At 37.9% G+C, this 25,387-nt stretch carries 29 protein-coding genes and 1 other annotated feature; of the genes, 2 read left to right on the forward strand and 27 right to left on the reverse strand.

Annotated elements, in window-relative coordinates:
* Nucleotides 1–117: 117 nt before the first annotated feature.
* Together secDF and NYE61_RS03645 are read right to left on the reverse strand one after the other, a co-directional pair.
* Nucleotides 118–2,370 (reverse strand): protein translocase subunit SecDF, encoded by a 2,253-nt coding sequence (gene secDF / locus NYE61_RS03640; RefSeq protein ID WP_095307156.1) that lies wholly within the window; start codon nucleotides 2,368–2,370, stop codon nucleotides 118–120.
* Between the two features lie 54 nt (nucleotides 2,371–2,424).
* Nucleotides 2,425–2,727: a post-transcriptional regulator gene (locus NYE61_RS03645; protein WP_095307157.1), complete on the reverse strand. Its 303-nt coding sequence runs from the start codon at nucleotides 2,725–2,727 to the stop codon at nucleotides 2,425–2,427.
* A 115-nt stretch (nucleotides 2,728–2,842) separates the two neighbouring features.
* Here NYE61_RS03645 and spoVB point away from each other — a divergent pair, with 115 nt between their 5' ends.
* Nucleotides 2,843–4,393, forward strand: coding sequence for a stage V sporulation protein B (gene spoVB / locus NYE61_RS03650; protein ID WP_303447347.1), 1,551 nt, complete (start codon nucleotides 2,843–2,845; stop codon nucleotides 4,391–4,393).
* A gap of 33 nt (nucleotides 4,394–4,426) precedes the next feature.
* Here spoVB and NYE61_RS03655 read toward each other — a convergent pair whose 3' ends face one another.
* Complete coding sequence (locus tag NYE61_RS03655) at nucleotides 4,427–5,719, reverse strand: ArsB/NhaD family transporter (RefSeq protein ID WP_303447349.1); 1,293 nt, start codon at nucleotides 5,717–5,719, stop codon at nucleotides 4,427–4,429.
* 149 nt (nucleotides 5,720–5,868) lie between these two features.
* Between NYE61_RS03655 and NYE61_RS03660 the strand changes: the two genes are divergently transcribed.
* Nucleotides 5,869–6,249, forward strand: coding sequence for a TIGR04086 family membrane protein (locus NYE61_RS03660; RefSeq protein ID WP_095307161.1), 381 nt, complete (start codon nucleotides 5,869–5,871; stop codon nucleotides 6,247–6,249).
* A 172-nt stretch (nucleotides 6,250–6,421) separates the two neighbouring features.
* Here NYE61_RS03660 and yajC read toward each other — a convergent pair whose 3' ends face one another.
* The 24 genes from yajC to radC all read right to left on the reverse strand — a co-directional run bounded on the left by yajC (nucleotide 6,422) and on the right by radC (nucleotide 25,339).
* Nucleotides 6,422–6,682: a preprotein translocase subunit YajC gene (gene yajC / locus NYE61_RS03665; RefSeq protein ID WP_095307162.1), complete on the reverse strand. Its 261-nt coding sequence runs from the start codon at nucleotides 6,680–6,682 to the stop codon at nucleotides 6,422–6,424.
* Nucleotides 6,683–6,711: 29 nt separating this feature from the next.
* Nucleotides 6,712–7,851, reverse strand: a complete 1,140-nt coding sequence (tgt, locus tag NYE61_RS03670) for a tRNA guanosine(34) transglycosylase Tgt (protein WP_095307163.1) — start codon at nucleotides 7,849–7,851, stop codon at nucleotides 6,712–6,714.
* A gap of 16 nt (nucleotides 7,852–7,867) precedes the next feature.
* The gene (gene queA / locus NYE61_RS03675; RefSeq protein ID WP_303447350.1) at nucleotides 7,868–8,896 is read right to left on the reverse strand and encodes a tRNA preQ1(34) S-adenosylmethionine ribosyltransferase-isomerase QueA; all 1,029 of its coding nucleotides are present in this window, start codon (nucleotides 8,894–8,896) and stop codon (nucleotides 7,868–7,870) included.
* Between the two features lie 21 nt (nucleotides 8,897–8,917).
* Nucleotides 8,918–9,118, reverse strand: a complete 201-nt coding sequence (locus NYE61_RS03680) for a DUF2905 domain-containing protein (protein WP_168927290.1) — start codon at nucleotides 9,116–9,118, stop codon at nucleotides 8,918–8,920.
* Nucleotides 9,115–10,116, reverse strand: coding sequence for a Holliday junction branch migration DNA helicase RuvB (gene ruvB / locus NYE61_RS03685; RefSeq protein WP_095307167.1), 1,002 nt, complete (start codon nucleotides 10,114–10,116; stop codon nucleotides 9,115–9,117). The genes NYE61_RS03680 and ruvB overlap by 4 nt, the downstream gene beginning before the upstream one ends.
* A gap of 17 nt (nucleotides 10,117–10,133) precedes the next feature.
* Nucleotides 10,134–10,739 carry a Holliday junction branch migration protein RuvA gene (ruvA, locus tag NYE61_RS03690; protein WP_095307168.1) on the reverse strand — a complete coding sequence of 202 codons (606 nt, stop codon included), beginning with the start codon at nucleotides 10,737–10,739 and terminating at the stop codon, nucleotides 10,134–10,136.
* Nucleotides 10,740–10,900: 161 nt separating this feature from the next.
* The gene (locus tag NYE61_RS03695; RefSeq protein WP_095307169.1) at nucleotides 10,901–11,632 is read right to left on the reverse strand and encodes a YebC/PmpR family DNA-binding transcriptional regulator; all 732 of its coding nucleotides are present in this window, start codon (nucleotides 11,630–11,632) and stop codon (nucleotides 10,901–10,903) included.
* Nucleotides 11,633–11,747: 115 nt separating this feature from the next.
* Nucleotides 11,748–12,305, reverse strand: a complete 558-nt coding sequence (locus NYE61_RS03700; RefSeq protein WP_095307170.1) for a YhcN/YlaJ family sporulation lipoprotein — start codon at nucleotides 12,303–12,305, stop codon at nucleotides 11,748–11,750.
* A gap of 67 nt (nucleotides 12,306–12,372) precedes the next feature.
* Nucleotides 12,373–13,113: an NAD(+) synthase gene (gene nadE, locus NYE61_RS03705; RefSeq protein WP_251659052.1), complete on the reverse strand. Its 741-nt coding sequence runs from the start codon at nucleotides 13,111–13,113 to the stop codon at nucleotides 12,373–12,375.
* Between the two features lie 176 nt (nucleotides 13,114–13,289).
* Complete coding sequence (gene safA, locus NYE61_RS03710; protein ID WP_118889091.1) at nucleotides 13,290–14,237, reverse strand: SafA/ExsA family spore coat assembly protein; 948 nt, start codon at nucleotides 14,235–14,237, stop codon at nucleotides 13,290–13,292.
* A gap of 237 nt (nucleotides 14,238–14,474) precedes the next feature.
* Nucleotides 14,475–15,326: a prephenate dehydratase gene (gene pheA / locus NYE61_RS03715; protein WP_095307174.1), complete on the reverse strand. Its 852-nt coding sequence runs from the start codon at nucleotides 15,324–15,326 to the stop codon at nucleotides 14,475–14,477.
* Nucleotides 15,327–15,359: 33 nt separating this feature from the next.
* Nucleotides 15,360–16,640, reverse strand: a complete 1,281-nt coding sequence (gene obgE / locus NYE61_RS03720; protein ID WP_095307175.1) for a GTPase ObgE — start codon at nucleotides 16,638–16,640, stop codon at nucleotides 15,360–15,362.
* 17 nt (nucleotides 16,641–16,657) lie between these two features.
* Nucleotides 16,658–17,194 (reverse strand): Spo0B domain-containing protein, encoded by a 537-nt coding sequence (locus tag NYE61_RS03725; protein ID WP_095307176.1) that lies wholly within the window; start codon nucleotides 17,192–17,194, stop codon nucleotides 16,658–16,660.
* Between the two features lie 216 nt (nucleotides 17,195–17,410).
* Nucleotides 17,411–17,701 carry a 50S ribosomal protein L27 gene (gene rpmA, locus NYE61_RS03730; RefSeq protein WP_095307178.1) on the reverse strand — a complete coding sequence of 97 codons (291 nt, stop codon included), beginning with the start codon at nucleotides 17,699–17,701 and terminating at the stop codon, nucleotides 17,411–17,413.
* Between the two features lie 13 nt (nucleotides 17,702–17,714).
* Nucleotides 17,715–18,044: a ribosomal-processing cysteine protease Prp gene (locus NYE61_RS03735; protein ID WP_118889089.1), complete on the reverse strand. Its 330-nt coding sequence runs from the start codon at nucleotides 18,042–18,044 to the stop codon at nucleotides 17,715–17,717.
* Nucleotides 18,045–18,055: 11 nt separating this feature from the next.
* Nucleotides 18,056–18,364, reverse strand: a complete 309-nt coding sequence (rplU, locus tag NYE61_RS03740) for a 50S ribosomal protein L21 (protein ID WP_095307180.1) — start codon at nucleotides 18,362–18,364, stop codon at nucleotides 18,056–18,058.
* Between the two features lie 13 nt (nucleotides 18,365–18,377).
* Nucleotides 18,378–18,448: a sequence feature (ribosomal protein L21 leader region), on the reverse strand.
* Between the two features lie 177 nt (nucleotides 18,449–18,625).
* Nucleotides 18,626–19,486 carry a M50 family metallopeptidase gene (locus tag NYE61_RS03745; protein WP_095307181.1) on the reverse strand — a complete coding sequence of 287 codons (861 nt, stop codon included), beginning with the start codon at nucleotides 19,484–19,486 and terminating at the stop codon, nucleotides 18,626–18,628.
* The gene (locus NYE61_RS03750) at nucleotides 19,473–20,243 is read right to left on the reverse strand and encodes a M23 family metallopeptidase (RefSeq protein ID WP_303447358.1); all 771 of its coding nucleotides are present in this window, start codon (nucleotides 20,241–20,243) and stop codon (nucleotides 19,473–19,475) included. The genes NYE61_RS03745 and NYE61_RS03750 overlap by 14 nt, the downstream gene beginning before the upstream one ends.
* Before the next feature lie 163 nt (nucleotides 20,244–20,406).
* A complete protein-coding gene (minD, locus tag NYE61_RS03755; protein WP_095307184.1) occupies nucleotides 20,407–21,207 on the reverse strand; it encodes a septum site-determining protein MinD in 801 nt (266 codons plus the stop codon).
* A complete protein-coding gene (minC, locus tag NYE61_RS03760; RefSeq protein ID WP_095307185.1) occupies nucleotides 21,200–21,886 on the reverse strand; it encodes a septum site-determining protein MinC in 687 nt (228 codons plus the stop codon). The genes minD and minC overlap by 8 nt, the downstream gene beginning before the upstream one ends.
* Nucleotides 21,887–21,956: 70 nt before the next feature.
* Nucleotides 21,957–22,496: a rod shape-determining protein MreD gene (gene mreD / locus NYE61_RS03765; protein WP_187393142.1), complete on the reverse strand. Its 540-nt coding sequence runs from the start codon at nucleotides 22,494–22,496 to the stop codon at nucleotides 21,957–21,959.
* Nucleotides 22,496–23,377: a rod shape-determining protein MreC gene (gene mreC / locus NYE61_RS03770; RefSeq protein WP_118889088.1), complete on the reverse strand. Its 882-nt coding sequence runs from the start codon at nucleotides 23,375–23,377 to the stop codon at nucleotides 22,496–22,498. The genes mreD and mreC overlap by 1 nt, the downstream gene beginning before the upstream one ends.
* Nucleotides 23,378–23,393: 16 nt before the next feature.
* The gene (locus NYE61_RS03775) at nucleotides 23,394–24,431 is read right to left on the reverse strand and encodes a rod shape-determining protein (RefSeq protein ID WP_095307189.1); all 1,038 of its coding nucleotides are present in this window, start codon (nucleotides 24,429–24,431) and stop codon (nucleotides 23,394–23,396) included.
* A gap of 224 nt (nucleotides 24,432–24,655) precedes the next feature.
* Nucleotides 24,656–25,339, reverse strand: a complete 684-nt coding sequence (gene radC / locus NYE61_RS03780; protein WP_095307212.1) for a DNA repair protein RadC — start codon at nucleotides 25,337–25,339, stop codon at nucleotides 24,656–24,658.
* Nucleotides 25,340–25,387 lie beyond the last annotated feature (48 nt).

Below are 25,387 nucleotides of genomic sequence, written 5' to 3' on the forward strand. Positions count from 1 at the left end.
TTCTCCCTTCTTGTGTCTATCTATTTTGTTAGATTACCCTTTCTTGGTAAACTTCAATCAACTTAAAGCAAAAATCCCTTGTCTATTAACTCTAAAGACAAGGGATTCTCCGTCTAATTATACCTGTGGTCCTTCTGCCGCTTTTTTCTTCGTGAAATCTAATGGTTTTTCTTTTACTGATTTACCACGCCATACGAGCCATAACTGGGAAGCTAACAATAAGGAAGAATAAGTTCCTGCAACAAGCCCAATTGTTAATGCAAATGCGAAGCTTGTGATAGAAGAAGCTCCGAGTATTAGGAATGCGATTACGGCAACAATTGTAGTAATTGATGTATTCATTGTTCTTGTAAAGGATTGGATAATGCTTGTATTCACAATAGTTGTAAGTTCCTTAAACGATTTGACACGTTTCTTCTTACGTATGTTCTCTCGAATTCGATCGAAGATAACGATCGTATTGTTAATGGAATAACCCACAATCGTTAGGATTGCCGCAACAATGGTAATATCGAATTCAATTTGTGCAACACTGAATATAGCCAGCATAAAAAACACATCATGCAGAAGTGTCAATAATGCCGTTATTGCAAAGAAAAATTCAAAACGGAATGTGACATAAATAATCATGAAGATCGCTGCAATTCCAACTGCGTAGATAGCATTCTTTACGAGTTCCTGCCCTACAATTGGCGAAACGACACTGACACTAGGCTCATGTCCATATCGTTCATTAAAATAAACGCGAACCTCTTCCACCTCGGTATCCGATAAAACACCATCAAATCTTGCTACTGCAAGCTCACTATTTTCACCGGACAGGACGATTGATTTAACCTCATGTCCTAGCTCTTCAAATCCAGATTCTACCTCTTCTGCAGTCAAGCTGCTTTCCGAAACAACTTCAACTCTGGAACCACTTGTAAAATCAATTCCGGGATTAATCTGAAATATTAAGATAGAAATGGCACCTAGGATAACAAGCACAGATGTTCCAATGAAAAATTTATTACGGTGTTGAACGAAATTAACTTTTCGATTGAACAGTCTAGGTTCTTTTTCTTCTTCTGCAATATCTCTTATCTGATCCTTTTTCACACCAAACCATGTTTTTCGTTTTGTAAGGAATCCGCTTTGCACCCAGAGTCCAAGAAGTATTCTTGTTCCTAAGACAGCCGTTAAAAAGCTAATCAAAATACTAATGATTAACATCGTTGCAAACCCTTTAACAGAGCTTGTCCCAAAAATAAATAATACGACTGCAGCAATAATTGTTGTTAGGTTTGCATCCAGGATGGTCATAAAGGAACTTTTATTTCCTGCTTTGAATGCTGCTTTAACAGATTTTCCAATTCGTAATTCCTCTTTAATACGCTCAAATGTAATAACATTCGCATCAACTGCCATACCAACCCCTAATATAAGGGCTGCAATTCCGGATAATGTTAAGACACCATTTAAGAGCTGAAATACTAATATAACCAAATAAATATAGAAGGCTAAATTAATGGTTGCAATGAAGCCTGAGAATCGATAGAAAACTAACATGAACAATACAATTAAACCAATCCCTATAGCTCCAGCAAAAATCATTTGATTTAACGCTTGCTCTCCAAATTGCGCACCAACTGAAGTTGAGAATATTTCTGTCATATGCACTGGCAATGAACCAGAATTAATAATATCCGCTAATTGTTTCGCAGATTCAACTGTAAAATCACCACTGATCATTACATTTGTTGTATGTAACGGTTCACTAACATTTGGTGCAGATACAAACTTTGGCTCACTCTTAGAAGCTTCTTCTTCATACGAATCCCCCTCTTGGAAATCCATCCATATGACAAGCTTGTTGTCAGGGATATTCATTTGGCTGATTTGTGTTGTCACTTCTCCAAACTTTGCTGCATCTTTTAATTCTAAAGTTACAATTGGAGCATTTGTATTTGGATCGAAATCCTGCTTTGCGCTGCCTTCTTTTACATCCGTACCATCTAATAGCTCTTGATCGTTCACATCTCGAAAGGACAGTTGAGCAGAGGTGGACAGCATATCTCTTGCCTCTGACTGGTTTTCAATTCCTGCGAGCTGGACACGAATTCGATCTTCACCCTCAATATCAATAACCGCTTCACTTATTCCTAAACGATTCACGCGATCATTTAATGTTTGAACCGTCCCTTCCATTAAGCCTCTCGTTACTTCCTGACTGCTATCAACAGGTTCCACTTCGTAGAGGACCTCAAATCCACCTTGAAGATCCAAACCAAGATTAATATTTTTTGTAATTCCTGGTACCGTTGTTCCAATCGTCACTGCTAAAGCAATAACTACTAGAAAAAAGGCAACAATTCTGCCTCTCTTTTTCATTAATTTGGTGCCTCCTTTTATACCAATAACTATTACGATATGTATATGTAAATTTTATTCTTTTATCGTCTCTCCTGCTCCAGTTAGTGCGGCAATTGAAGCCATCAAATCTTCGTTTTGGTATGAGCTTATTGTTAAATAGCTTAAATACGTGTTGGATGCCATATGAAAAATATCCTGTATAACTTCATGAATTCGTTTATCCGGTTCGCCTTTCCATACTTTTTGTACGAGACAATTCCAAACATCATCAGGTGTTGCCTGCGAATAACCCATCATTTCCAGTTCATCCGCTTTACTTTCTAAAGCCGGTTGAACGACCTGCTTCCACTCGTTAACGCCCTGTATAATTTCCATGTTATCCCACCAATTCCTATCGTATACTTTTTTAGCTTGTCATGCTTTGTCCACTATTTAGCATATATATCATTGTATAGTAATTTTTATTATTTGAGAAGGCGGGTCGAATAAAATGACCAAACAAACATTTCTACAAGGGGCAATCATCTTAATCGTTGCTGGAATGATTACTCGTTTTATGGGGTTCATTAATCGAATTGTTGTGGCAAGGCTAATGGGAGAAGAAGGTATTGGCTTATATATGATGGCTCTCCCAACACTCTTTTTAGTAATGACATTAACACAACTTGGTTTACCGGTTGCAATATCCAAAAGAGTAGCCGAGGCGGACGCTGCTAATGACCAAGCAAAAGTAAAAAAGATTGTTGTAATATCTCTCATGATTACCTTTATCTCAAGTATTGTATTTACCATTGTAATGGCTGTTGGCGCTCCATACATCGCTTCTACTTTGTTAACCGATAGTCGGGCAATGCTCCCTATTCTTGCAATTAGCCCAATTATCCCGATTACTGCAATTGCAGCTGTGCTAAGAGGCTATTTCCAAGGAAAGCAAAACATGAAGCCGCAAAGCTATGCACAAGTGATTGAGCAGCTTGTAAGAATTACCTGTGTTGCATTTTTCGTAAATCTTTTACTTCCATATGGCATTGAATACGCTGCTGCTGGAGCAATGATAAGTGTCATCATTGGAGAATTTATATCCCTAATGTATATGATTTATACATTCAAGCGAAAGAAAACCTTACGATTAAGACATCGTTTTTTCTCTTATTTGAAATCAAGTAAAAATGTTGTCAGAGAACTGCTATCCATTGCCCTTCCAAGCATGGGAAGCAGAATGATTGGGTCTATTTCGAACTTTCTAGAACCAATACTCGTTGTCCAAAGCTTGGCAATTGCCGGGGTTGCAAGTGCTGTCGCTACGAAGCAATATGGAGAACTAACTGGCTATGTGATGCCATTACTTTTTCTCCCAACTTTTATTACCCATTCCCTTGCTGTTGCACTCGTACCATCTATTGCGGAAGCAGAAGCAAAGAAAAATATAGCCTTAATTCATTACCGGATTCACCAATCAATCCGTATCTCATTTGCATCTGGAGGTATTTCAACTGTAGTCCTCTCGATATTCGCCGTACAATTACTTACGTATATGTATGGAACAGGAGATGCAAGCCATTATTTAGTGCTGATGGCTCCATTCTTTTTACTGCATTACATTCAGTCACCGCTTCAAGCTGCACTGCAGGCCCTCGACCTTGCAAAGCCTGCCATGTGGAATAGTCTCTTTGGTGTTGCACTAAAGTCCGTTGTATTAGTTATACTTGCCTCCAACCCAAATTTTGGAATTATGGGGGCAGCAATTGGATTATGTACAGGGGTTGTCCTGGTTACATTATTACATTTGGCAGTACTGAGAAAAGTAATTGGGTATTCTATCCCTTTTCTAGATATTTGTAAAATGATTGTTCTTCTTGCTTTCACTTGGTTGTTTGGTAGTTTTCTGAAACGTATCTATGAAACGATGGAACCACATGTAATTCTTTTTCTATCTGTTTTAGTTATACTTGGAGCCATCTATATCATTCTTTTGTTTGCTTTAAAATTTATTACGAAAGATGAGCTTAGACAAATACCATTTTTCAATAAGAAGAAATAAAAAAATGACACTTGAATAACAGGTGTCATTTTCTTATCCCATGTAAGGAATCAAATAGCGAATATATATATACACTGTTGAAACGATTAAAGATAATACGACAATCACAATTCCATATTTCATAAAACGCAGAAAGGAAATTCTCTGATTATCAGCTTCTGCTAATCCAGCAACAACTACATTTGCTGATGCACCTAAAAGCGTTGCATTTCCCCCTAAACAGGATCCTAGCGCTAACGCCCACCAAATCGGGTCTAAATATACCATGCCATATGTTTCAAACTCTTGGATAACTGGTATCATCGCGGCAACAAATGGAATATTATCGATAAAGCCGGAAGCAAAGCCGGATATCCATAAAATGAGTAATGTTGTTTTCACATAATCCCCTTCTGTTGAAACAACAATTAATCTAGCTATTTCATCAATAACACCTGTATGCTGCAGACCTCCAACAATTGTGAATAAACCAATAAAAAAGAATAACGTTACCCATTCTACCTTAGATAAGATTTCTTCTGTTTTCACATCTTTTTCTGTTAGCAATAATAATAAAATTGCTCCTGTTAAAGCGATTGTGGTCATTTCAACATGTACTGCAGCGTGTAGAAGAAAGCCTGTAACGGTCATAATTAGGACTGTGACCGATTTATATAATATAGTGGACTCTACCAGGTTTTCTTTTGCATCAATGGAGAGGAGTTCGCTTAGATTTGGCTGATACGTTTTTAATCTTTTTTGGAATAAAAGATAACTAATCAAGATGAGTAGAATTAACAAAAATAGTGCTACTGGTGCAGTATGTGCGAGAAAGGTTAAGAATGTAAAATGCTCTACCGCCTGTCCAATCATGATATTCGGTGGATCACCAATCAGTGTTGCCGTCCCTCCAATATTCGAACTGAAAATAATCATTAATAAGTAAGGAAATGCCGGAAGCTTCAGAAGCTTTGTGATTTTTAGCATGACTGGAACAAAAATTAAAACCGTTGTTACATTATCCAAAAAAGCAGACCCTATTGCGGTGAGTACTATCGAACCGATTAATAAGAACATAGGGTCTCCTCGTACACTTTGCGCAAAGCGAATGGCAATAAACGTAAATAGACCTGTCTTTTCTGTAATTGATATGATCACCATCATGGAAAACAATAATGCAATCGTATTCCAATCAATATAGTGGAAAAATATATCCTCTGTTGTATAGATCCCTGTTAATAGTAAGAGCGTTCCACCAAATAGTGCAGCTGTTGCACGATTAATTCGTTCGGTCATAATAAAAAAATAGCTGACGATAAATATTACTATTGCTAGTATGACATCCATATTAGCCCTCTTTCAACATAATTTGTTCGCATTTGGAGATCTGGGTACTAATATTGTATGCTTGGAAAATTATAAATATTTTCTTCTAAATACAATTTGTCCGAATAAAATGGACATAAGCAGACAATCATGAGAGAGGAGAATGGAATATGCAAAAAAATCAATTAACTGCATTGTTGTATGGCTGGATTGTAGTACTTGGTATTATTTTATTGTCTAGTGTAGTTTTAGCACTTGTCTTACAGTTTACAGCTTTTGATGAACCAGGATTAAAGTGGACTACATTAATTATTGGTATACTCGCTTTATTTCTAGGCGGAATTACCGCAGGAGCAAAAGGGAAATCAAAAGGATGGTTAATCGGTACAACCATTGGGCTAGGCTTTACATTACTGATTTTTTTAGTGCAATATTTAGGATACCAGCAAGGTTTTTCATTAGAGCAGTCAATCCATCATCTTGGCTTTCTAGCTGCTGCATTAGTAGGCGGAATTATTGGAGTCAATCTTATTGGCGGTCAAGTTGAATAGGTACGCTACACAATTAAATCCATATAAAAAGAAGTTAATGCAAATTGCACTAACTTCTTTTTATTTTTAACTGCCTGCTGAGTATTTTGTTTATTCTATGTACGTTCATACATAATACATGTATCTGTATAAGCCAAAGACCAACGTTCCTTAGCTTATAACATGGATACACTTACCCTTGTTTTACTTCACGAATTGCAGAGCGGTCATACGTAAGCTTGGCACCATCATTTGTGATAAGAACAACTGTTCCTTCATCTAGTGCATGAACCTTTGCATGAAGCCCACCAATTGTTACGATATCATCGCCTTTTTGTAAATCGCTTTGCATTTCTCTAACTTGCTTTTGACGCTTTTGCTGTGGTCTGATAAGCAGGAAATAGAAAATAACAAACATCAAAATAATCGGTGATAATGAAACGAGCATTTCCATGAACATTCACCCCTTTCTATTCTTAAGCATTAAAAGTTCTTTGCATTCGGTTTATTTAAACCATATTGCTCAAAGAAGGACTCCTTGAAGTCTCCAAGACGATCTTCTTTTATAGCAGCTCGAACTTGCTCCATTAATTTTAACAGAAAATGCAGGTTATGATAAGTCGTAAGTCTGAATCCGAACGTTTCATTGCATTTTATTAAATGACGGATATATGCACGTGTATAATTTTTACATACATGACAATCACAATTTTCATCAATTGGACCAAAATCGCGTGCATATTTCGCATTCCGAACAACTAATCGCCCATTTGAAGTCATGCATGTACCATTTCGTGCAATTCGGGTTGGCAGCACACAGTCAAACATATCAATTCCACGAATTGCTCCATCAATCAATGAGTCTGGTGAACCTACCCCCATCAAGTAACGTGGTTTATTTGCAGGCATTAATGGTGTCGTTGATTCGAGCACGCGGTTCATAATATCCTTTGGCTCACCTACAGATAAACCACCGATCGCATAACCAGGGAAATCTAACGATACTAGGTCCTGAGCACTTTGCTTTCGGAGATCCTCATATTCGCCACCTTGAATAATGCCGAATAAGCCTTGTACATCTTTTCGCTCATGCGCTTCTAGGCAACGCTCTGCCCAGCGAGATGTCCGCTCAACAGAAGCTTTCATATATTCATGAGAAGCTGGATATGGTGGACACTCATCAAATGCCATCATAATATCAGACCCAAGTGCGTTTTGGATCTGCATTGCCTTTTCTGGAGATAAAAAGAGCTTGTCCCCATTTAAATGACTTCGGAAGTGGACACCCTCTTCCGTGATTTCACGCATATCACTCAAACTAAACACTTGGAAACCACCGGAATCCGTTAAAATCGCTCCATCCCAGTTCATGAATTTATGAAGTCCACCTGCTTCACGGATAATATCTTCCCCAGGCCGTAACCATAGATGGTATGTGTTTGACAAGATAATATTCGCATTCATTTGCTGCAACTCTTCAGGGCTCATTGTTTTTACTGTTGCAAGTGTTCCTACCGGCATAAATGTTGGTGTATCAAATGAACCATGTGGGGTATGAACTCGACCAAGCCGAGCACCTGTCTGTTTATCTGTTTTAATTAATTCATATGTTATTGGTGTCATTTTATTCTTACCTCTTTTATAAAATTAACATCGCATCTCCAAAGCTGAAGAATCGATATTGCTCTCTAACCGCTTCTCGATAAGCATGTAAAACTGTTTCCCTATCTGCAAGTGCACTAACTAACATAATTAATGTTGACTTTGGAAGATGGAAATTTGTTATTAATCCATCGATTGCTTTAAATTGATAAGGTGGATAAATAAAGATATCTGTCCAACCACTGCTTGCTACAAACTTGCCGTCATTGTCCCTGGCGATTGTCTCTAACGTTCTTGTTGATGTAGTACCCACAGATATGATTCGACCGCCATTTGCTTTTATTTCATTCAATGTTGCAGCTGTTTCTTCTGTCATCTGATAGAATTCAGAATGCATCTCGTGTTCATCAATATCATCGACGCTAACAGGTCTGAACGTACCTAAACCAACATGTAACGTGATAAAAGCGATGTTTACACCAAGCTCTTTAATTTCTTCTAAAAGCTCGGTTGTAAAATGAAGCCCTGCCGTCGGTGCTGCAGCTGATCCTTCTTCCTTTGCATAAACAGTTTGATAACGTTCTTTTTCTGGAAGCTGTTCTTTAATATAAGGCGGAAGCGGCATTTCACCAAGCTCATCGAGCACTTCATAAAAAATACCATCATAAGAAAATTTCATTTCTCTTCCACCATGCTCTTTTAATCCAGTACAGGTCGCTTTCAGCTTTCCATCACCAAAGATTAACTCTGTGCCTACTTTCACCTTTTTAGCTGGCTTGGTAAGTACTTCCCATGTATCCTGTTCTTCTTGATGCAATAAAAGGACCTCAATATTAGCACCCGTATCTTTTTTAACACCATATAGCCTTGCAGGCAGTACGCGAGTATCATTTAGTACGAGGCAATCCCCTTTTTTAAAATAATTTTTGATATCTGCAAAATGCTGATGTGTTATTTCCTTCGTCGCCGGATTCAACACAAGCAATCGGGATGCCGTACGATCCTTCAACGGTGTTTGTGCGATTAACGATTCAGGTAAATCAAAATCAAAGTCTTCAATATTCATAATGAAACTCCTTACTGTATCTTAACGGAATCGACCGAAGATGAAAAATATAATGGATAAAATAATACTAATCACGATTGATGTCACAATCGGAAAGTACATCGTAAAATTCCCTTTTTTAATTACGATGTCCCCCGGTAATTTCCCAATAAACGTCCAGACTAACCCGATAATGACAAATAAAATACCGATTACGATAAAAAGCTTACCCAATTTTATCATTCCTCATGCTTTGTTATGCCAAAATGCTGGTATGCTTTAGCCGTTACAATTCTTCCTCTTGGTGTTCGTTGAATAAATCCAATTTGCAGTAAATATGGTTCGTAGACATCCTCAATCGTTTGTGGTTCTTCACCAATCGTTGCAGCAATTGTATCTAATCCAACTGGCCCACCTTGGAACCCATCAATTATACCTTTTAATAACTTATGATCAATATGATCAAGTCCGGCATCATCTACTTGAAGCATGCCTAGTGCCTGATCTGTTGTTTCAAGCGAAATTTCCTCTTCCCCTTTTACTTGGGAAATATCTCGTATTCGCTTTAGCAATCTGTTTGCAATTCGCGGTGTGCCCCTTGATCTCCGTGCAACCTCGATTGCACCTTCCTTTGTTATGGTTGTATGGAAAATTTCAGCTGTTCGTTCCACAATCGCGCATAAATCTTTTGCTTCATAGAATTCCAGCCTGCTTAACACACCAAAACGATCACGGAGTGGTGCTGTCAGCAATCCTGCTCGTGTTGTCGCTCCGACAAGTGTAAATGGTGGTAAATCAATTTTAACCGATCGTGCGCTAGGTCCGGTTCCAATTACGATATCAAGAAAGAAATCCTCCATTGCAGAGTACAATACTTCTTCCACCGAACGTGGCAGGCGATGCACCTCATCAATAAATAAAACATCGCCAGGCTCAAGGGAAGACAAGATTGCTGCTAAATCTCCCGCCCGTTCGATCGCTGGTCCTGATGTCGATCGAAAATTAACCCCCATCTCATTTGCAATAATTGCTGCAAGGGTAGTTTTTCCAAGACCAGGAGGTCCATATAACAATACATGATCAAGTGGTTCATTCCGCATTTTTGCAGCTTGAATAAAAATGCTCAGATTCTCTTTTACTTTATCTTGTCCAATATATTGCTTTAAACTTTCAGGACGAAGACTCAATTCAATCGACGTATCATCTTCTTGTAATTCACCAGTTACCATCCGATCCTCCATCTTCCGTCCCACCTTTCCTAATTTCTAACAAGTAACCCTAGTGCTTTTCGAATAATTTCATCTGTATTGGAGATATTTTCTTTTCTTAGCAATGGAATTACAGCTTTTAATTCTCGGTCTGTATAGCCTAGCGCTTGCAATGCTTCTTCTGCTTCCTTGTAGACTGCAGCATTCGAGTCTGCTGAAGCTGTAACTTGTTCAATCTCAACTTGAATCGAGAATACGGAAGTTAGTTTTCCTTTCAAATCGAGAATCATTTGACGGGCTGTTTTTTTTCCGACCCCAGGAAAGCTTGTCAAAAATTTGTCGTCTTCCCTTTCAACAGCAGCTACAAATTCAGAAATATCGACACCTGCAAGAATCGCTAAGGCACCCTTTGGGCCAATACCAGAGACCGATATAAGTTTAATAAACAAATATTTTTCATCTTCATTTTTAAATCCATATAAGATTTGACTATCTTCACGGACATGATGGTATGTATGTATAAGTAATTCTTTGTTTAATGCAGATTGAAATGCAAATGGATTGGCACAAATTATTTCATAACCTATCCCATGTACATCAACGACAACCGACTCATTTAAAACAGACACAAGCTGCCCCTTAATATACGCTATCATATAATCATTCCTTCACTTATTTTAACATAAAAGTTCATTCATTGGAGAGGTTACCTTCTTACTTATCGAATGTTGTCACCCTATGACTTAAGGTCATAAGCAGAATTCATAACACAAAGATAAACTTCTATTCCTAATCGAAATAGAAGTTTATCACAGATTTAATCGGACGTTTCCAAATTGTGATGGATATCCTGAACGTCCTCACTCTCTTCTAATGTATCAAGAAGTGTCATCATCTTTTCTTCATCTTCAGTTGAAAGCTTGTTATAATTTTGTGGAATTAACGTTACCTCACTATCCGCAATTTCATAACCATTTTGCATAAGGTGATCGACCACTTCTTGGTATTCATCTGGTGTAGTATAAATCTCAAATGCATCCTCATGGGATTCGATATCTTCTGCGCCCGCTTCAAGTACAGCTAAAGTTAATTCATCTTCTTCGATGGAACCGTCTGTGTTAGAAATAACAATGTAGCCTTTTCGGTCGAACATAAAGGCTACACTTCCACTTTCACCTAAGTTCCCGCCATTCTTTTTAAACGCATGCCTCACTTCTGCGGCTGTACGGTTTTTATTGTCCGTCAATACATGAACAATAACAGCTACACCACCCGGACCATAACCCTCATACGTAATTTCTTCATAATTTGCTCCATCAAGTGTTCCCGTAGCCTTTTTAATATTACGCTCAATATTATCATTCGGCATATTATCAGCTTTCGCTTTTTCAACTGCCATTCGAAGCCCGGCATTTGTATCCAAGTCTGATCCACCTTGTTTTGCCGCTATATAAATATCTTTAGCATGACGCATAAAGATTTTTCCTTTTTTTGCATCCTGTGCATTTTTTCTTTTCTGTATATTTTTCCATTTAGAATGACCAGCCACTCGGATATTCTCCTCTCTAGAAATTCTTTCCTTACTATATCAAAAAAAGCAGTGCAGGAAAAGAATAAACCATATAGAGGATATTTCAAGGTTAGTATATAGGTCGGTTCATTAGTTAGTCTTTTAATTGAAAAAGGTCTTCAATAAACGTTTCTAGATCATCTCCATTATTCTTCGCCCGTAATCTTGCGTCCAGGTTTTTCATACGGTCCCATTCAATATCATCAGTATATACAATAACTTGCTTGTCAGTATTTGGTATAATTTCTCTAACCTCTTGTTTGATATTTTGTGTAACATCATGGTTAAAGTGTTCGCGAAGTATGACGGCAACCACAATACGATCTTCTGTCGATGCAACCTGTGCTTGTATAATATCCTTTTGTTTGCTTAACTCTTCTGTTATACGAGCTGACTCTTCGTTCGTAAAGGCATCCGAGTAATGAGTAAAGTCAGAGGCGTTAACACCCTCCTGCTTACTTTGTGGATATCCACCCCGCTCGCCAATGGATGGCTGTTTGGATTCATAACGATTATTTGCATCCGTCTTAGGCTCAAAATGGATTGGTTGAACGACGTCATCCTTTCGCTGCTCAGATGTTTCATTTTCTGCATTACAGCCGATGAGAAGCATAAACAGCAGAATGAAGCATATCGATTTTCTTCTATTCATAAACATAGACCTCCTTACAGGTAGTTTGTATAATGGAGGTCTATTTACACAGTTAAATTAAGGAAAACTAGTTTCGATTATATTTCGGTAAGCTTGTACGTTTATGTTCACTTCGCTCGTGCATTCTTTCAATTGTTGCTTTATCTTCAGCCGAGATTTCTTCACCTTTCAAATAAGCGTCGATGACATCGTAAGCGACTCCCATTTCCTTCTCATCTGTCTGATTTTCCCATAAATCAGCACTTGGCTTCTTTGTAACCACTTGTTCAGGAACACCAAGAAATGCAGCCATTTCTCTAACTTCTGTTTTTGTAAAATCAACGATCGGCAGTATATCTACGCCACCATCACCATACTTTGTAAAGTAACCAGTATACCATTCCGCTGCATTATCAGTACCTACAACTAAATAATTATAGTTAGTAGCAATGGTATATAATGTACTCATACGAAGTCTTGCTCTGAGGTTTGCACCCGCAAGCTGATCATTCGCTTTATTGAACTGTCCCTTTTCTTTAAGACGGTTCTGAATTTGCTCGTACATTACGTGATGTGTATCCGTTAAATCAACGATTAGTGAATCAATGGATGCTTGTTCAATAACATCTCGCGCATCATAAAGATTTGAATCTGATGTATAAATTGGCATCATTACACCAAGAGAGTTATCTGGACAAGCGCGCTTAATTAAATTCGCAACCACAGCTGAATCAAGCCCGCCACTTACTCCCACAAGTAATCCGTCTACTTGAGCCTGTTTTACTTGCTCCTGTAACCACTTAACAATTTTATTTACTTCATTTTCCATGCTATTCTCTCCTTGCAAATTGCCTGTTTATCATTTATTTTATCACTAATTTAACTTTTTTCAATTTAAAGGATGCTGTTCCATGAAGACAAATGAGCATTCAAAATACTGCAGCAAAAAAGACGCAAAATAAAAGAGACGAACTGCATTCGTCTCGTTAGAAAATATAATTATGATTATTCACTTTCATGGTTATTATTTGTTGAATTAAACTGTGGGAACATTGGTGGTTTCGGGTAAGTAATACCATCTGTCTTCTGTCTCTCAAATTGTGGTGGATACGTTTGGCCAGTCGTTAGCGGTTGGATTGGCTTAAAACGTTCTTCTCCAGAAATGTCAGCTGTATTTGCTGGATAGTAATCCACCAACTCCCTTGATCCACATCCGCAATCTGACATATCAGCTGCATACTGTCCACCTTGATGAGGAGGCATAAATTGAGGTGCCATAAACCCTCCATGAGGATGTGCCCCGTGATGATGATGATGACAAGGTGAAGGCGGACAAGGATGGATAAAAATCGGGATCATTGGAGGGCAACACGGTTGAATGGGATGATGATACATTGGCATTTGATAATGCATTGGTTCCATCATGGGCTGATGCATCGGCTCCATAACTGGTTTCTGTTCAGGAATCGGTTGCTTTACTTCTTTTTTAACCTCCTTCTTTATTTCCTGTTTAGGTGGTTTCATTTCTTGCTTTGGTTTAATCTCCTGCTTTGGTTTTCCTTCAGGTGCTTTCATGGGATAAGGCATCTGCTGAAAGTTTATTGTCGTATATTGATTTATATCCTGATCCATAATTGGCATTTGCGGCAGTGATGGAACAGGCATTTCTGGTTTTACAACTTGGTGCAATTTCGTATCGTCTTCTTTAATTACTGGCATCGGCTTTGGTGACATGTCGACATACGGCTGCTTAACTTCTTCTTTTTTGACTTGCTTTACTGTTTCTTTTTTAACAGATTTTGCATCTCCTGGAATTTTTATTTTCATTCCTGGCATAATCATATCTGGACTTGATAACTGTGAGTTCATTGCTTTTAACTCTTCAAAATCAACGCCATACTTTTTGGAGAGTTCCCACAAAGTGTCTCCTTTTTGTACAATGTGTATTTTCAAAATGAACCATACTCCTTTCATTGCTTTAGAATCTGGGCTAATTACTCTATATCAGCATATGCACTACTTGAATAAAAGTTGCCCATGAATTATGACAGTCTTTTGCAGGAAATCATTTAAATAAGTAAGCTATTTTTACAAAAGAGATAAAAAAGCGATTCCCTAAAATTAAATCAATCAAGGTCATTCTGTAAAATAAAACACTAAAAAAGCCAGGCTTTTCGACCTGACTTTTTTCTAAATATTCATATGGTAAACTGGATATGTACCGAGAATGGTTACTTCACAACCTAATGCTTCCAATTCTGCCTTCACACCTGGGAATAGTACATTATCGTACGGTTGGTCAACATCTATAATAAAGAAATAATTTCCAAGTCCTGTTTTCGTTGGACGTGATTCGATTTTTGATAGATTCATTTTACGCCAAGAAAATGCAGATAGTATTTGATGTAACGCTCCCGGCTTATCACTTGGTAATCCAATTAGTAAGCTTGTGCGCTCCAAATGGGCTTCATGCTTAATTTGCACCAAATCTCTGTCCTTTGTAAGCACTAAAAAGCGCGTGTGATTATTTGGATAATCATGTATGTTAGCCTTATATATTTGTAAGCCATACTCACTAGCGGCAAGCTTATTTCCTATTGCAGCGATCGGTTCGTTTTGCTCGCTTACAATCTCAGCTGCTTTCCCTGTAGAAGTTGAGAAAACAGTGCTGGCATGTGGCAAATTTTGATGTAAAAATTGATGGCACTGCGCTATCGCATGACTATGCGAATGCACTTCTTGAATATCCGATAGTTTTCCATTAAAATCTTTTCGTACTAACAAATGCTGTTGAATTGGTACAACGATTTCAGCAACCACTGGAAGCCTTACCTGATGAATTAAATAATCAACCGTAATCTGCACTGTTCCCTCTATCGCATTTTCCAGGGGAACAACACCAATATCAATGGCGCCATTATCGACAGCATCAATACATTCCGGTATCGTTTGAAAGCTTTGCTTCACTTCATCGCCAAAAGCAGTATCAACTGCTAATTTTGTAAATGTCCCTTTTGGTCCTAAATAGCCTATCTCCGTCAAAAACAGTTCCTCCCCCTAAAAGCAAAACTATGCTTATTCAATGAATTCAAATTCAAAATCTAATAAGCGAATCGTATCGCCATCTTTTGCACCTTTTTCCCTTAATGCCTTGTCTACACCCATGCCACGCAGTTGTCTTGCAAAGCGTTGTGTAGCTTCATCTCGCTGAAAATCTGTCATTTTAAATAGCTTTTCAATTTTATTTCCGTAAAGTACAAAGGCACCGTCTGGATCTCTTGTAATATGGAATGGTTCTTCTTCTTTCTGATAACGGTAAACAACCGTTTCATCGATATCCTCTATTTCTGTCTTATTTTTAGGTATCGTTTCCAAGAGGTCAGCGATTGCAAATAGAATGTCTCTTAATCCTTCTCTTGTCAATGCCGAAATTTCATAAATAGGTAAACCTTCCCCTAATTGTTCTTTAAATCTCTCTAGATTTTCTGTTGCTCCAGGCATGTCCATTTTGTTAGCCGCAATAAGCTGCGGTCGTTTTGATAAGTTCGCGTCATACGCTTCTAATTCTTGATTAATCTTCAAATAGTCATCATATGGGTCTCTGCCTTCAATACTTGCCATATCAATAACATGAACAATTACACGTGTTCGTTCCACATGCCTAAGGAACTGATGGCCAAGGCCAACGCCAACCGATGCACCTTCAATTAACCCTGGAAGATCCGCTAAAACAAAGCTTCGCTGATCACCTGTGTCAACAACACCTAGGTTTGGTGACAGTGTTGTGAAATGATAATCCGCAATTTTAGGTTTAGCTGCACTTACTACTGACAAGAAGGTAGATTTTCCAACACTTGGAAACCCAACGAGTCCAACGTCCGCAATTAGCTTTAACTCCACTTTAATGTTTCTTTCCTGTCCTGGCTCTCCGTTTTCAGCCATATCTGGCGCTGGATTTCTCGGTGTTGCAAAACGCGTGTTCCCACGTCCGCCTCTCCCACCACGAACGATGACAGCTTGCTGGTTATGCACCGTTAAGTCAGCAATTACTTCCTCAGTATCTTCATCAAGAACTGTCGTGCCTGGGGGAACAGGTAGAATTAGAGGCGCAGCATTTTTGCCATGCTGTGTCTTACTCATTCCATTTTCTCCGCGCTTTCCTTTAAAGTGGCGGTTATATCTAAAGTCCATTAACGTGTTAAGTCCTTCATCCACTTTAAATATAATATCTGCACCGTTACCGCCATCGCCGCCGGCAGGACCGCCCATCGGTACATATTTCTCTCTTCGATAAGCTACAAGACCATTACCACCGTCTCCAGCTTTCACGTATACACTGACTTGATCTACAAACATTGTGATTCACCTCATTATTACTGCGAAATAATTAAACCAAAGCATAGTCCAACCATCGTTTTAGCAATCACTATTTCCGCAGCTCCATCTCTTTGCATTTTCTTGATGCTTTCCATTAATTGTTCTGCTTCATCCGTTTTGCAAGGGATTGAAAGCATTATTTTCATGCTTGTATCCGAGCTTTCTTCTATGACTAGAGTAACCTCATAAAGCTCTTCTGGATTAAGAATATCCACACATCGTTCCATAAAATCCTGAAACTGTTTTACAAGTATAGAATCCGATACATGCAGGTTTTTATACTCCGAATGAACTTTATATGTTAGCCGTAAATTTTCATAACGCACATTAAATTGGATAATCCAAATCATAAATTCTGGCATATTCAAACTCATTAGTTTCCGTTCTTCATTGTAATAATCTACAATTTCGCCAAGTTTCTTCTCAGCTTTCTCTATGTTTCTCATCCCAACATATCCTTGGACAATTTGCAAATGATTCATTAAATCATGACGATAATGCTGTAAGATTTGTACAACCCGCTCCCCCATCATGCTCTCCCCCCATTATTATGAAAGTATAGCAGAAATAAACCAAAAGCGGAAGCAAGCCAATAAAGCTTCCACCTATTTCTTTTCAGAAGAAAAATTGCAGTCCAAAAATTTTTAGTATATTTTACGCAACATAGCATTGATGAGATAAAGATGTTAAATATTATCGATAAACAAAAACTCCAGCCAAAATGATTGACTGGAGTTTGATGAATTTCATTAAGCTTCTTGAGCAACCGGATATACACTTACTTTTTTGCGGTCTCTACCATAGCGTTCGAATTTAACAACGCCATCGACTTTAGCAAAAAGTGTGTCGTCACCACCACGGCCAACGTTTTCACCTGGGTAGATTTTTGTACCGCGTTGACGGTATAAAATTGAACCACCAGTTACAAACTGACCATCTGCACGTTTTGCGCCAAGTCGTTTAGATTCAGAATCACGACCGTTTTTCGTACTACCTGCACCTTTTTTCGTTGCGAAAAATTGTAAATCTAGACGGATCATGGACTGCACCTCCTTACTTGTTCTCGATTTTTATAAATTGACTATATTCAAGTTCAATCGATTTCAGTGAAATAAGCATTCCCTTGAATAAGAGCTGGACTTTTTCCATTTGTTCAAATGGTAGCCTTTTCGGTAATGTTACGTGTAAGTAACCACCTTCTGCTCCTTGTTCAATTTCCAGATTTGTATCACATAATTCCATTACTGCATTTACTGCACCAATTGATACAGCAGATACACCTGCACATACAAGATCATAACCATATGGGCCACTCTCCGCATGACCAGATAATTCAAAAGCAGTAATTTGCTTGTCTGTTTGAAATACAGTAACATGAATCATATTCAAAACCCTTATGCGTTAATTTTTTCGATTACTAGTTTCGTATAAGGCTGACGATGACCTTGTTTACGATGATAGTTTTTTCTGCGTTTGTATTTATAAACAATAACCTTCTTTTGACGGCCTTGTTTTTCAACTTTAGCAGTAACTGTTGCACCTTCAACGAATGGAGCACCAACTTTAACATCATCTCCACCAACGAAAAGAACCTTATCAAACGTAACAGTCTCATTTGCATCAGCTGCAACTTTTTCTACGTAGATTTCTTGTCCTTCTACAACTTTAACTTGTTTTCCACCTGTTTCAATAATTGCGTACATACTTGCACCTCCTTAATAGTCTCAGACTCGCCATACAGGTACTTCAAAAAGTTTAAAACCTGTTCTGCGCGGTTGTAGCACGGGTGCTACGATCAATAACGTATTGATGTTATCATGTATTGACACTGTTTGTCAAGAACTTGCTTATAATTACATACTAAGATTTTAGCATCTTATATTTATGATACAACGCAATTCATAATAACACTATCTTACATCATAAAAAGACTCCAAAGCAAGGAGTCTTCTGTTTCAGAACAATTATTTATATAAAAATGCATCTCCAATGGATTGGTTATATTCTCTTTCATAAAAATAGCTTTGCAAACAATCTGATTCATCAACAGATTTTCGATTATTTTCAGCGTACACAATATAAATCGGATGTTTCTTTTCCCTTCTAAAACGTGAGAATAAGTCAAGAAAGGAGATGTCAGAAGGAACTGTAAGCGGGAGTACTCCTTTAACTGCTGCATCACCTTCATACCGCCTTAATAAAAAGCGCATAAAGACATACGAACGCTGCTTCCAATCACTTCTATTTTCCATAAAAAGAAAGACCCATATAAAAAATACACTTAACGTAAATGGGAAAAATAAAAGTTGAAGTATAAGTACTATTGTAATAAAGACCATTGAAAATATGAGCGTAAATTGGTACGCTTTTTTGTAAGGAAAAAAATATGAAACAGCAAGTAAAAGCAGTTTCCCTCCGTCCAATGGCCATACTGGTATTAAATTAAAAAGAAGGAGTATTGTATTGTAGTATAATATCAATTCTAGTATTGATGCCGGCATAAGCTGAAAGGTCTCGACAAGAAAGCAGAGAAAATAAACGACAAGATGTTGATAAGGACCAGCAAGTGTTACAAACGCCTCCTCCCTCATCGTTTTATTTCCATGCTCTTCCGTGTCCATAACCCCTCCGAATGCCCAAAGTACAATATATCTGATTCGCCACTTCATCATCCTTGCTGCAATATAATGTCCAAGCTCATGGAACAATACTAAAGCAAAGATAATAAATAATTCCAGAAATGTACCTGTCAAAAAAGAAATGACAATAAATATAAATAAGATCGGATGGATATGAATTTTCGGGAGATAGTTAAGGAAGCTCATCAACCTGAATCACCTGGACTGGATCGACATAATCGTTATTTTTTTCAATGGAGAAAAACACCGTCTCATTGTCTGCTTCCGGAGTAAAGCTCCCTATTTGTTGATTACTTGCAATAAATTGATAGAGATGTACATCAATAGAACTAAGATTTCCATAGTTGGTCACAGTTCCATCCGCATGCTGTATTGTTATCGTTTTATTGGTTTCTCTGTCATTCCCTGCAAAAATAACAACACCTTCCTGAATGGAAGTTACATTGGTTGTTTCTTCAGGGGTGATCATAATTCCTGTCCCATTTGTTTGAAATGTTTCCGTAATGTTACCATTTACAGGGAGCGCCATTGACTGATCTTCATTCGTTTCTAAAACTGGTTGTGGTGAAAGAGATAAAGGTCTTCCAAACGTTTCTTTGTACCATACATTTACCTTTGCAAAAGGAAATTCATTCTTCATAACTTGGCTTGTCCATTCTCTGGGCTTCTCCAGTAATGTTGTATCAGTCTGCCACAGCAAGGCTGTTCCAAAGAAAAGCATGGCTGATAATATTCCCTTCATTGCCATACTCGTCACAACACGATTATTACGACTAGACACTTCTTCATGATGAGTGAACATCGAGTAGTAACCATGCTTTTCTTCCTCTCCTGGAATGGATGGAAGTAATTGCTTTGTTGTTCCTCCAGAAGGAAGTCCTCGCATTTTTTTTCGTTGTTCAATCGCCTTGCGAACCTTTTTGATATCTTTATCTTTGTCCATTTTCCTCACATTCCTTCAAAGTCATTTGTACATGTATATGTACATTAGGAATGCAGTATGAACAAAAAAGCTGGAATGAAAATTAATGTTTTCATTCCAGCTTTTATTTCATATTTCGTCAATTAGGTATAATAATTTGCTTCATTTTATGCTGATGGCTCATTTACGCACGCATGCCGAAGAACTTTTTAAAACGCTGAAACACACCTTTTTCATCCTCGAGAGATTGTAAAGGTACGGTCTCACCAAGTATTCTTCTAGCAATGTTACGATAGGCAATAGACGCCTTTGAATTAGGGTTCATTGCAATTGGTTCTCCCTTGTTTGATGCTTTTATCACTTCATCATCATCAATAACCACACCAATCAAATCAATGGATAGCAATTGTACGATATCTTCAATATCAATCATATCCCCGTTCTTCATCATATGGTTTCGAATTCGATTAATAATTAAACGGGGCGATTCACTCATATCCTCTTTTTCTAGTAATCCGACGATTCGATCGGCATCACGTACACTAGATTTCTCAGGAGTTGTTACAACGATTGCTCGATCCGCGCCTGAAACAGCATTTTGAAATCCTTGCTCAATTCCAGCAGGGCAATCGATAATGATATAATCATATTCTTGCTTCAGTTCAGCTACGATTTCTTTCATTCCGCTTGTAGTAACAGCCGTTTTATCACTTGTTTGTGCTGCAGGCAATAATGATAGATAATCAAATCGCTTGTCCTTAATCAATGCTTGTTTAAGCTTACAACGCCCTTCAATTACATCAACGATATCATAAATAATTCGGTTTTCCAGCCCCATAATGACATCTAAATTTCTTAAACCAATATCTGTATCTATTAAACAAACTTTTTTTTCCATTAGTGCCAAAGCGGTTCCGATATTAGCTGATGTCGTTGTCTTACCGACACCACCTTTCCCAGATGTAATAACGATTGCCTCACCCATTATTTATTCTCCTTTCAAATCCGCTTATTTCCTTACGCTTACGGGAAAGAACCTTTAACGAATCAATAATGATCTTATCTTGTTCTTCATCGATAATTCCACACTCCATGTACACACCATCCGATTCATAATCAGGGGCTCGACTTATATAATCAGCGATCCGAAGTTGTGTCGGCTTCATATAAGAAGCCGTTATGAAAGCTTCCCGGTCTCCCATTACACCAGCATGAGCAATTCCATATAAATTGCCCATAATATATATATTACCTGTAGAAACTACCTTTCCACCAGGATTGACATCTCCAACTAATAGGAGGTCTCCCTCAACTTCCAATATTTGACCAGATCTTACAATTCGATTAATGGCTTTTATTTCACTTTCTTCCCGCCATTTTAAAGCATCTTCTCTACTTATTAAATCAGATTCAATCGCAGTAATTTCAAAACGATTATCAACACTTATAATGTTTCTTAATGCTATTTCTTGTTCCTCATTTAAAAGTCGATTGCCTAATTTAACCTTTACAGAAACAATTGGTTCATTTTCCTTTGGCTTGCTTGCCATAATCTTATCTTTTAGTTCTTTTATGACATCATGGAAGGATGCTGATTCATCTATAAATAAACTCAACCCTTCTCTCGTACCTTTAATTAATATTATTTGCTTCTTGTCAAGCACAGCAAGTTCACCTCGTTACAAAATAGCCTGCGGTAGTTTCATATGTAAACACACAGGTAAGTTTTTTCACTCACAGTGTGCTACTTCCAGTTAACTGTTCTCTTCCCCATCTAGCAAGCCGTTTTGCTATGAAAGGATAAACAATTAGTAAAAACACTAAATTTGAAGCGCCTGTTGGCAGAAGACGTCCTGTTAAATAGTTCTCCCAGACCATATCTGTTAATCCTACAACCATGTAAATAACATAAATAGAAAGATCTACTAGAATAAATCCAACGGCTCCGAGTAACAATAAAACATAAAAATTCCCCTGGAGCATTTTCTTAAGGCCATGAATTATATAAATTATTAATGCATACGTAAACATGTAAATACCGAGTATTCCCGTATATACAATATCAATTAATAATCCAAAAAGTAATGCATAGACGACAGAATGGTACGTATTATCATTGTCATAGAAAACTGCCATATATACTAGAAACGCAAAAACCCAATGCGGTACCATAAGCATATCGCTCATTATAAGTTCAGATGGCAAGAGATCTAGTGCAACACCCTCTAAAATAGTTAACAGAAAAAGAATGAGAGGAATGTATAGTCGTTTCATCACTCAACTTCCTCCTCATCATTGCTTCCCTCTGCTGACTCCAAAGCACGGTCAACAACGATGACGTGACCTAATTCGTATAAATCAGCAGCTGGCTCAACCATCGCAATACGGGTTAATCCATATTGATCAGATACAACTTCCTTGACCTTCCCAATGGGAAGCCCAGCAGGAAATTCTCCGCCTAGCTCAGAAGAAACAACAAGTTCTCCTTCTTCTAAATTTTTGTCTGACTCTTCAATGATCCGGAACAGCAATGAATTTGTTTCTTCTTCAAATCCTTCAATCATTCCAAAGATATTTTTCTCATCGTCACCTCTAGAGATTGTTGCAGAAATACGATTAAACTGATCAAATCCAGTTAAAAGCTGCACTGTTGAAGTAAATTCGGAAGCACTTTGAATTTTGCCTACCATACCTTCTGCGGTGATAACAACCATATTATTGGCTACACCGTCCTGTCTACCTTTATTGATTGTCACCTGCTCAACCCAACGTTCAGGTGACCTAGAGATAACCGTTGCTTGAATCGGATTATAATCTCTAGCTGAGTCCTCAATTTCCAATAAAGCCATGAGCTCTTCATTTTCCTTTTTGATTTCTTGAACTTCATAAGTCAATGTTTGATATTGTGACAGCTGTTCTTTCAATAATTGATTTTCTTCATATGTGTTTTTAAAATCATTAATATTTGAAACAATATTCGTAATGAATTTGACTGGAGTATGAATCACTTCCTGTGTCCACCCAACCGCATCATTAATAAATTTTACGGGAGTACTTAAATTTTCCCGATTATTTAGTGAATAGCCTATCAAAGCTACCAAAACTATAAAACCAATTAATAGAATAAAAAGTCGTTTATTACGAAAAAATTGCACCTAAGACACCTACTTATTAATTTAAAGGACGAGATGAGACATTTGGGCTAGAGCGGAACTGCTGAATATAGTCCAGTGATTTGCCCGTACCAATTGCCACACTTTCCAAAGGTTCCTCTGTAACAAAAACAGGGATTTTCGTCTCGTCACTTATTACTTGATCTAAATTTTTGAGTAATGCTCCTCCACCAGATAGGACAATGCCACGATCCATTACATCAGCTGCAAGTTCAGGTGGTGTTCGTTCCAGTGTAACTTTTACTGCATCAACAATGGCATCAACTGTATCATCCAAAGCGAGGGAAATTTCTTCCGCTGTTACCGTAACGGTTTTCGGTAAACCTGTCAATAAATCCCGCCCACGAATATCCATTTCAACATCGGGATCTGCTTTACGAGCCATCCCAATATCCATCTTAATCGATTCTGCAGAACGCTCACCAATAAGCAAGCTGTATTTTTTACGTATGTGACTTATAATGGACTCGTCCATATTGTCACCTGCAATACGAATTGATTGACTCGTTACAATTCCACCTAGTGAGATGACAGCTACTTCTGCTGTACCCCCACCAATATCAACTATCATACTCCCAGTCGGTTCCCAAACCGGCAACCCTGCTCCAATCGCTGCCGCAAACGGTTCTGAGATTGGAAAAGCGTCTCTTGCCCCCGCCTGTTTTGTAGCATCAATAACTGCACGCTCTTCAACCATCGTAATACCGGATGGTACACAAATCATAACATTCGGCTTTTTTGCAAACATGGAACGATTTTTCATTGCCTTTTTAATATAATATTTCATCATCGCTGCTGTCGTATCGTAATCTGCAATAACACCATCCTTCATCGGGCGTATAACAGAAATATTGCCAGGTGTTCTTCCAATCATGTTCTTTGCTGCACTGCCTACTGCTTCGATCTGGCCAGTTTCTGTATTACGAGCAACAACTGACGGCTCACGCACAACAATACCTTTTCCTTTTACATAAACCAATGTATTAGCTGTACCCAAATCGATTCCAAAGTCCTGTGAAAAACTAAAAATGCCCAATAAAATCTTCCTCTCCGAATCACCTTTCGCTTTACATATGTAGTCTAACTATATCGATTCATCTTATCCGTTGCAACCTATCATCCAATCCACATTAAAAAACTGACATACCTTGCACTCATCTCGTAATCATAAGAAGCGCCACTTTCATTCTAATCTTGAAAAATGGCGCTGCTAGTAAATCCTTCTATAATTATACGAAAAAATCCACAAAATAGATAGTGTTATAAGTAGCCTTTTTCTTTTAATGATACAAATTTTCGATCTCCAATAATTAAATGATCCAAAAGATCGATTCCAATCATTTTTCCTGATTCAACTAATCGTCTTGTTACATGAATGTCTTCTTGAGATGGTTCGGGGTCTCCACTGGGGTGATTATGGGCAACGATAATTGATGCGGCTGATCGTTTAACAGCTTCTCGATAGATCTCACGGGGATGTACAATTGCTGCATTCAGACTCCCTATAAAAATTGTTTGCCTGTGAATAATTTGATTTTTTGTATTCAAAAATAAGGCTACGAAGTGCTCTTGATTTAAACTCCGCATTTCCTCCATAATGTAATCTGCACCGTCCTCTGGTGAACGAATAACATATTTATCAATCGACTTATATGCATGCATTCGTCGACCAAGTTCGATTGCTGATAAAATCAGTAATCCCTTCGCTGTACCAATACCTTTAATTGAAGTTAGTTCCTCAATCGTAGCTCCTCTTAATAGCTTTAACCCTTCAAAATGCATAAGTACACGATTGGCAACTGACATGACGGATTCATCTCTCGTGCCACTGCCAATAAGAATAGATAGTAATTCTTGATTGGATAGTGGCTCAGCTCCATGACTTAGCAATCGTTCCCGTGGTCGTTCTTCTTTTGGTACATCTTTTATCATAATTTCTTGCATATTCAATATGGCTCCTCCTCTCTTTATGATTAGGATTATCATATCTTC

It is taken from the genome of Oceanobacillus sp. FSL W7-1304 (assembly GCF_037969805.1).
GTDB lineage: Bacteria > Bacillota > Bacilli > Bacillales > Amphibacillaceae > Oceanobacillus > Oceanobacillus profundus.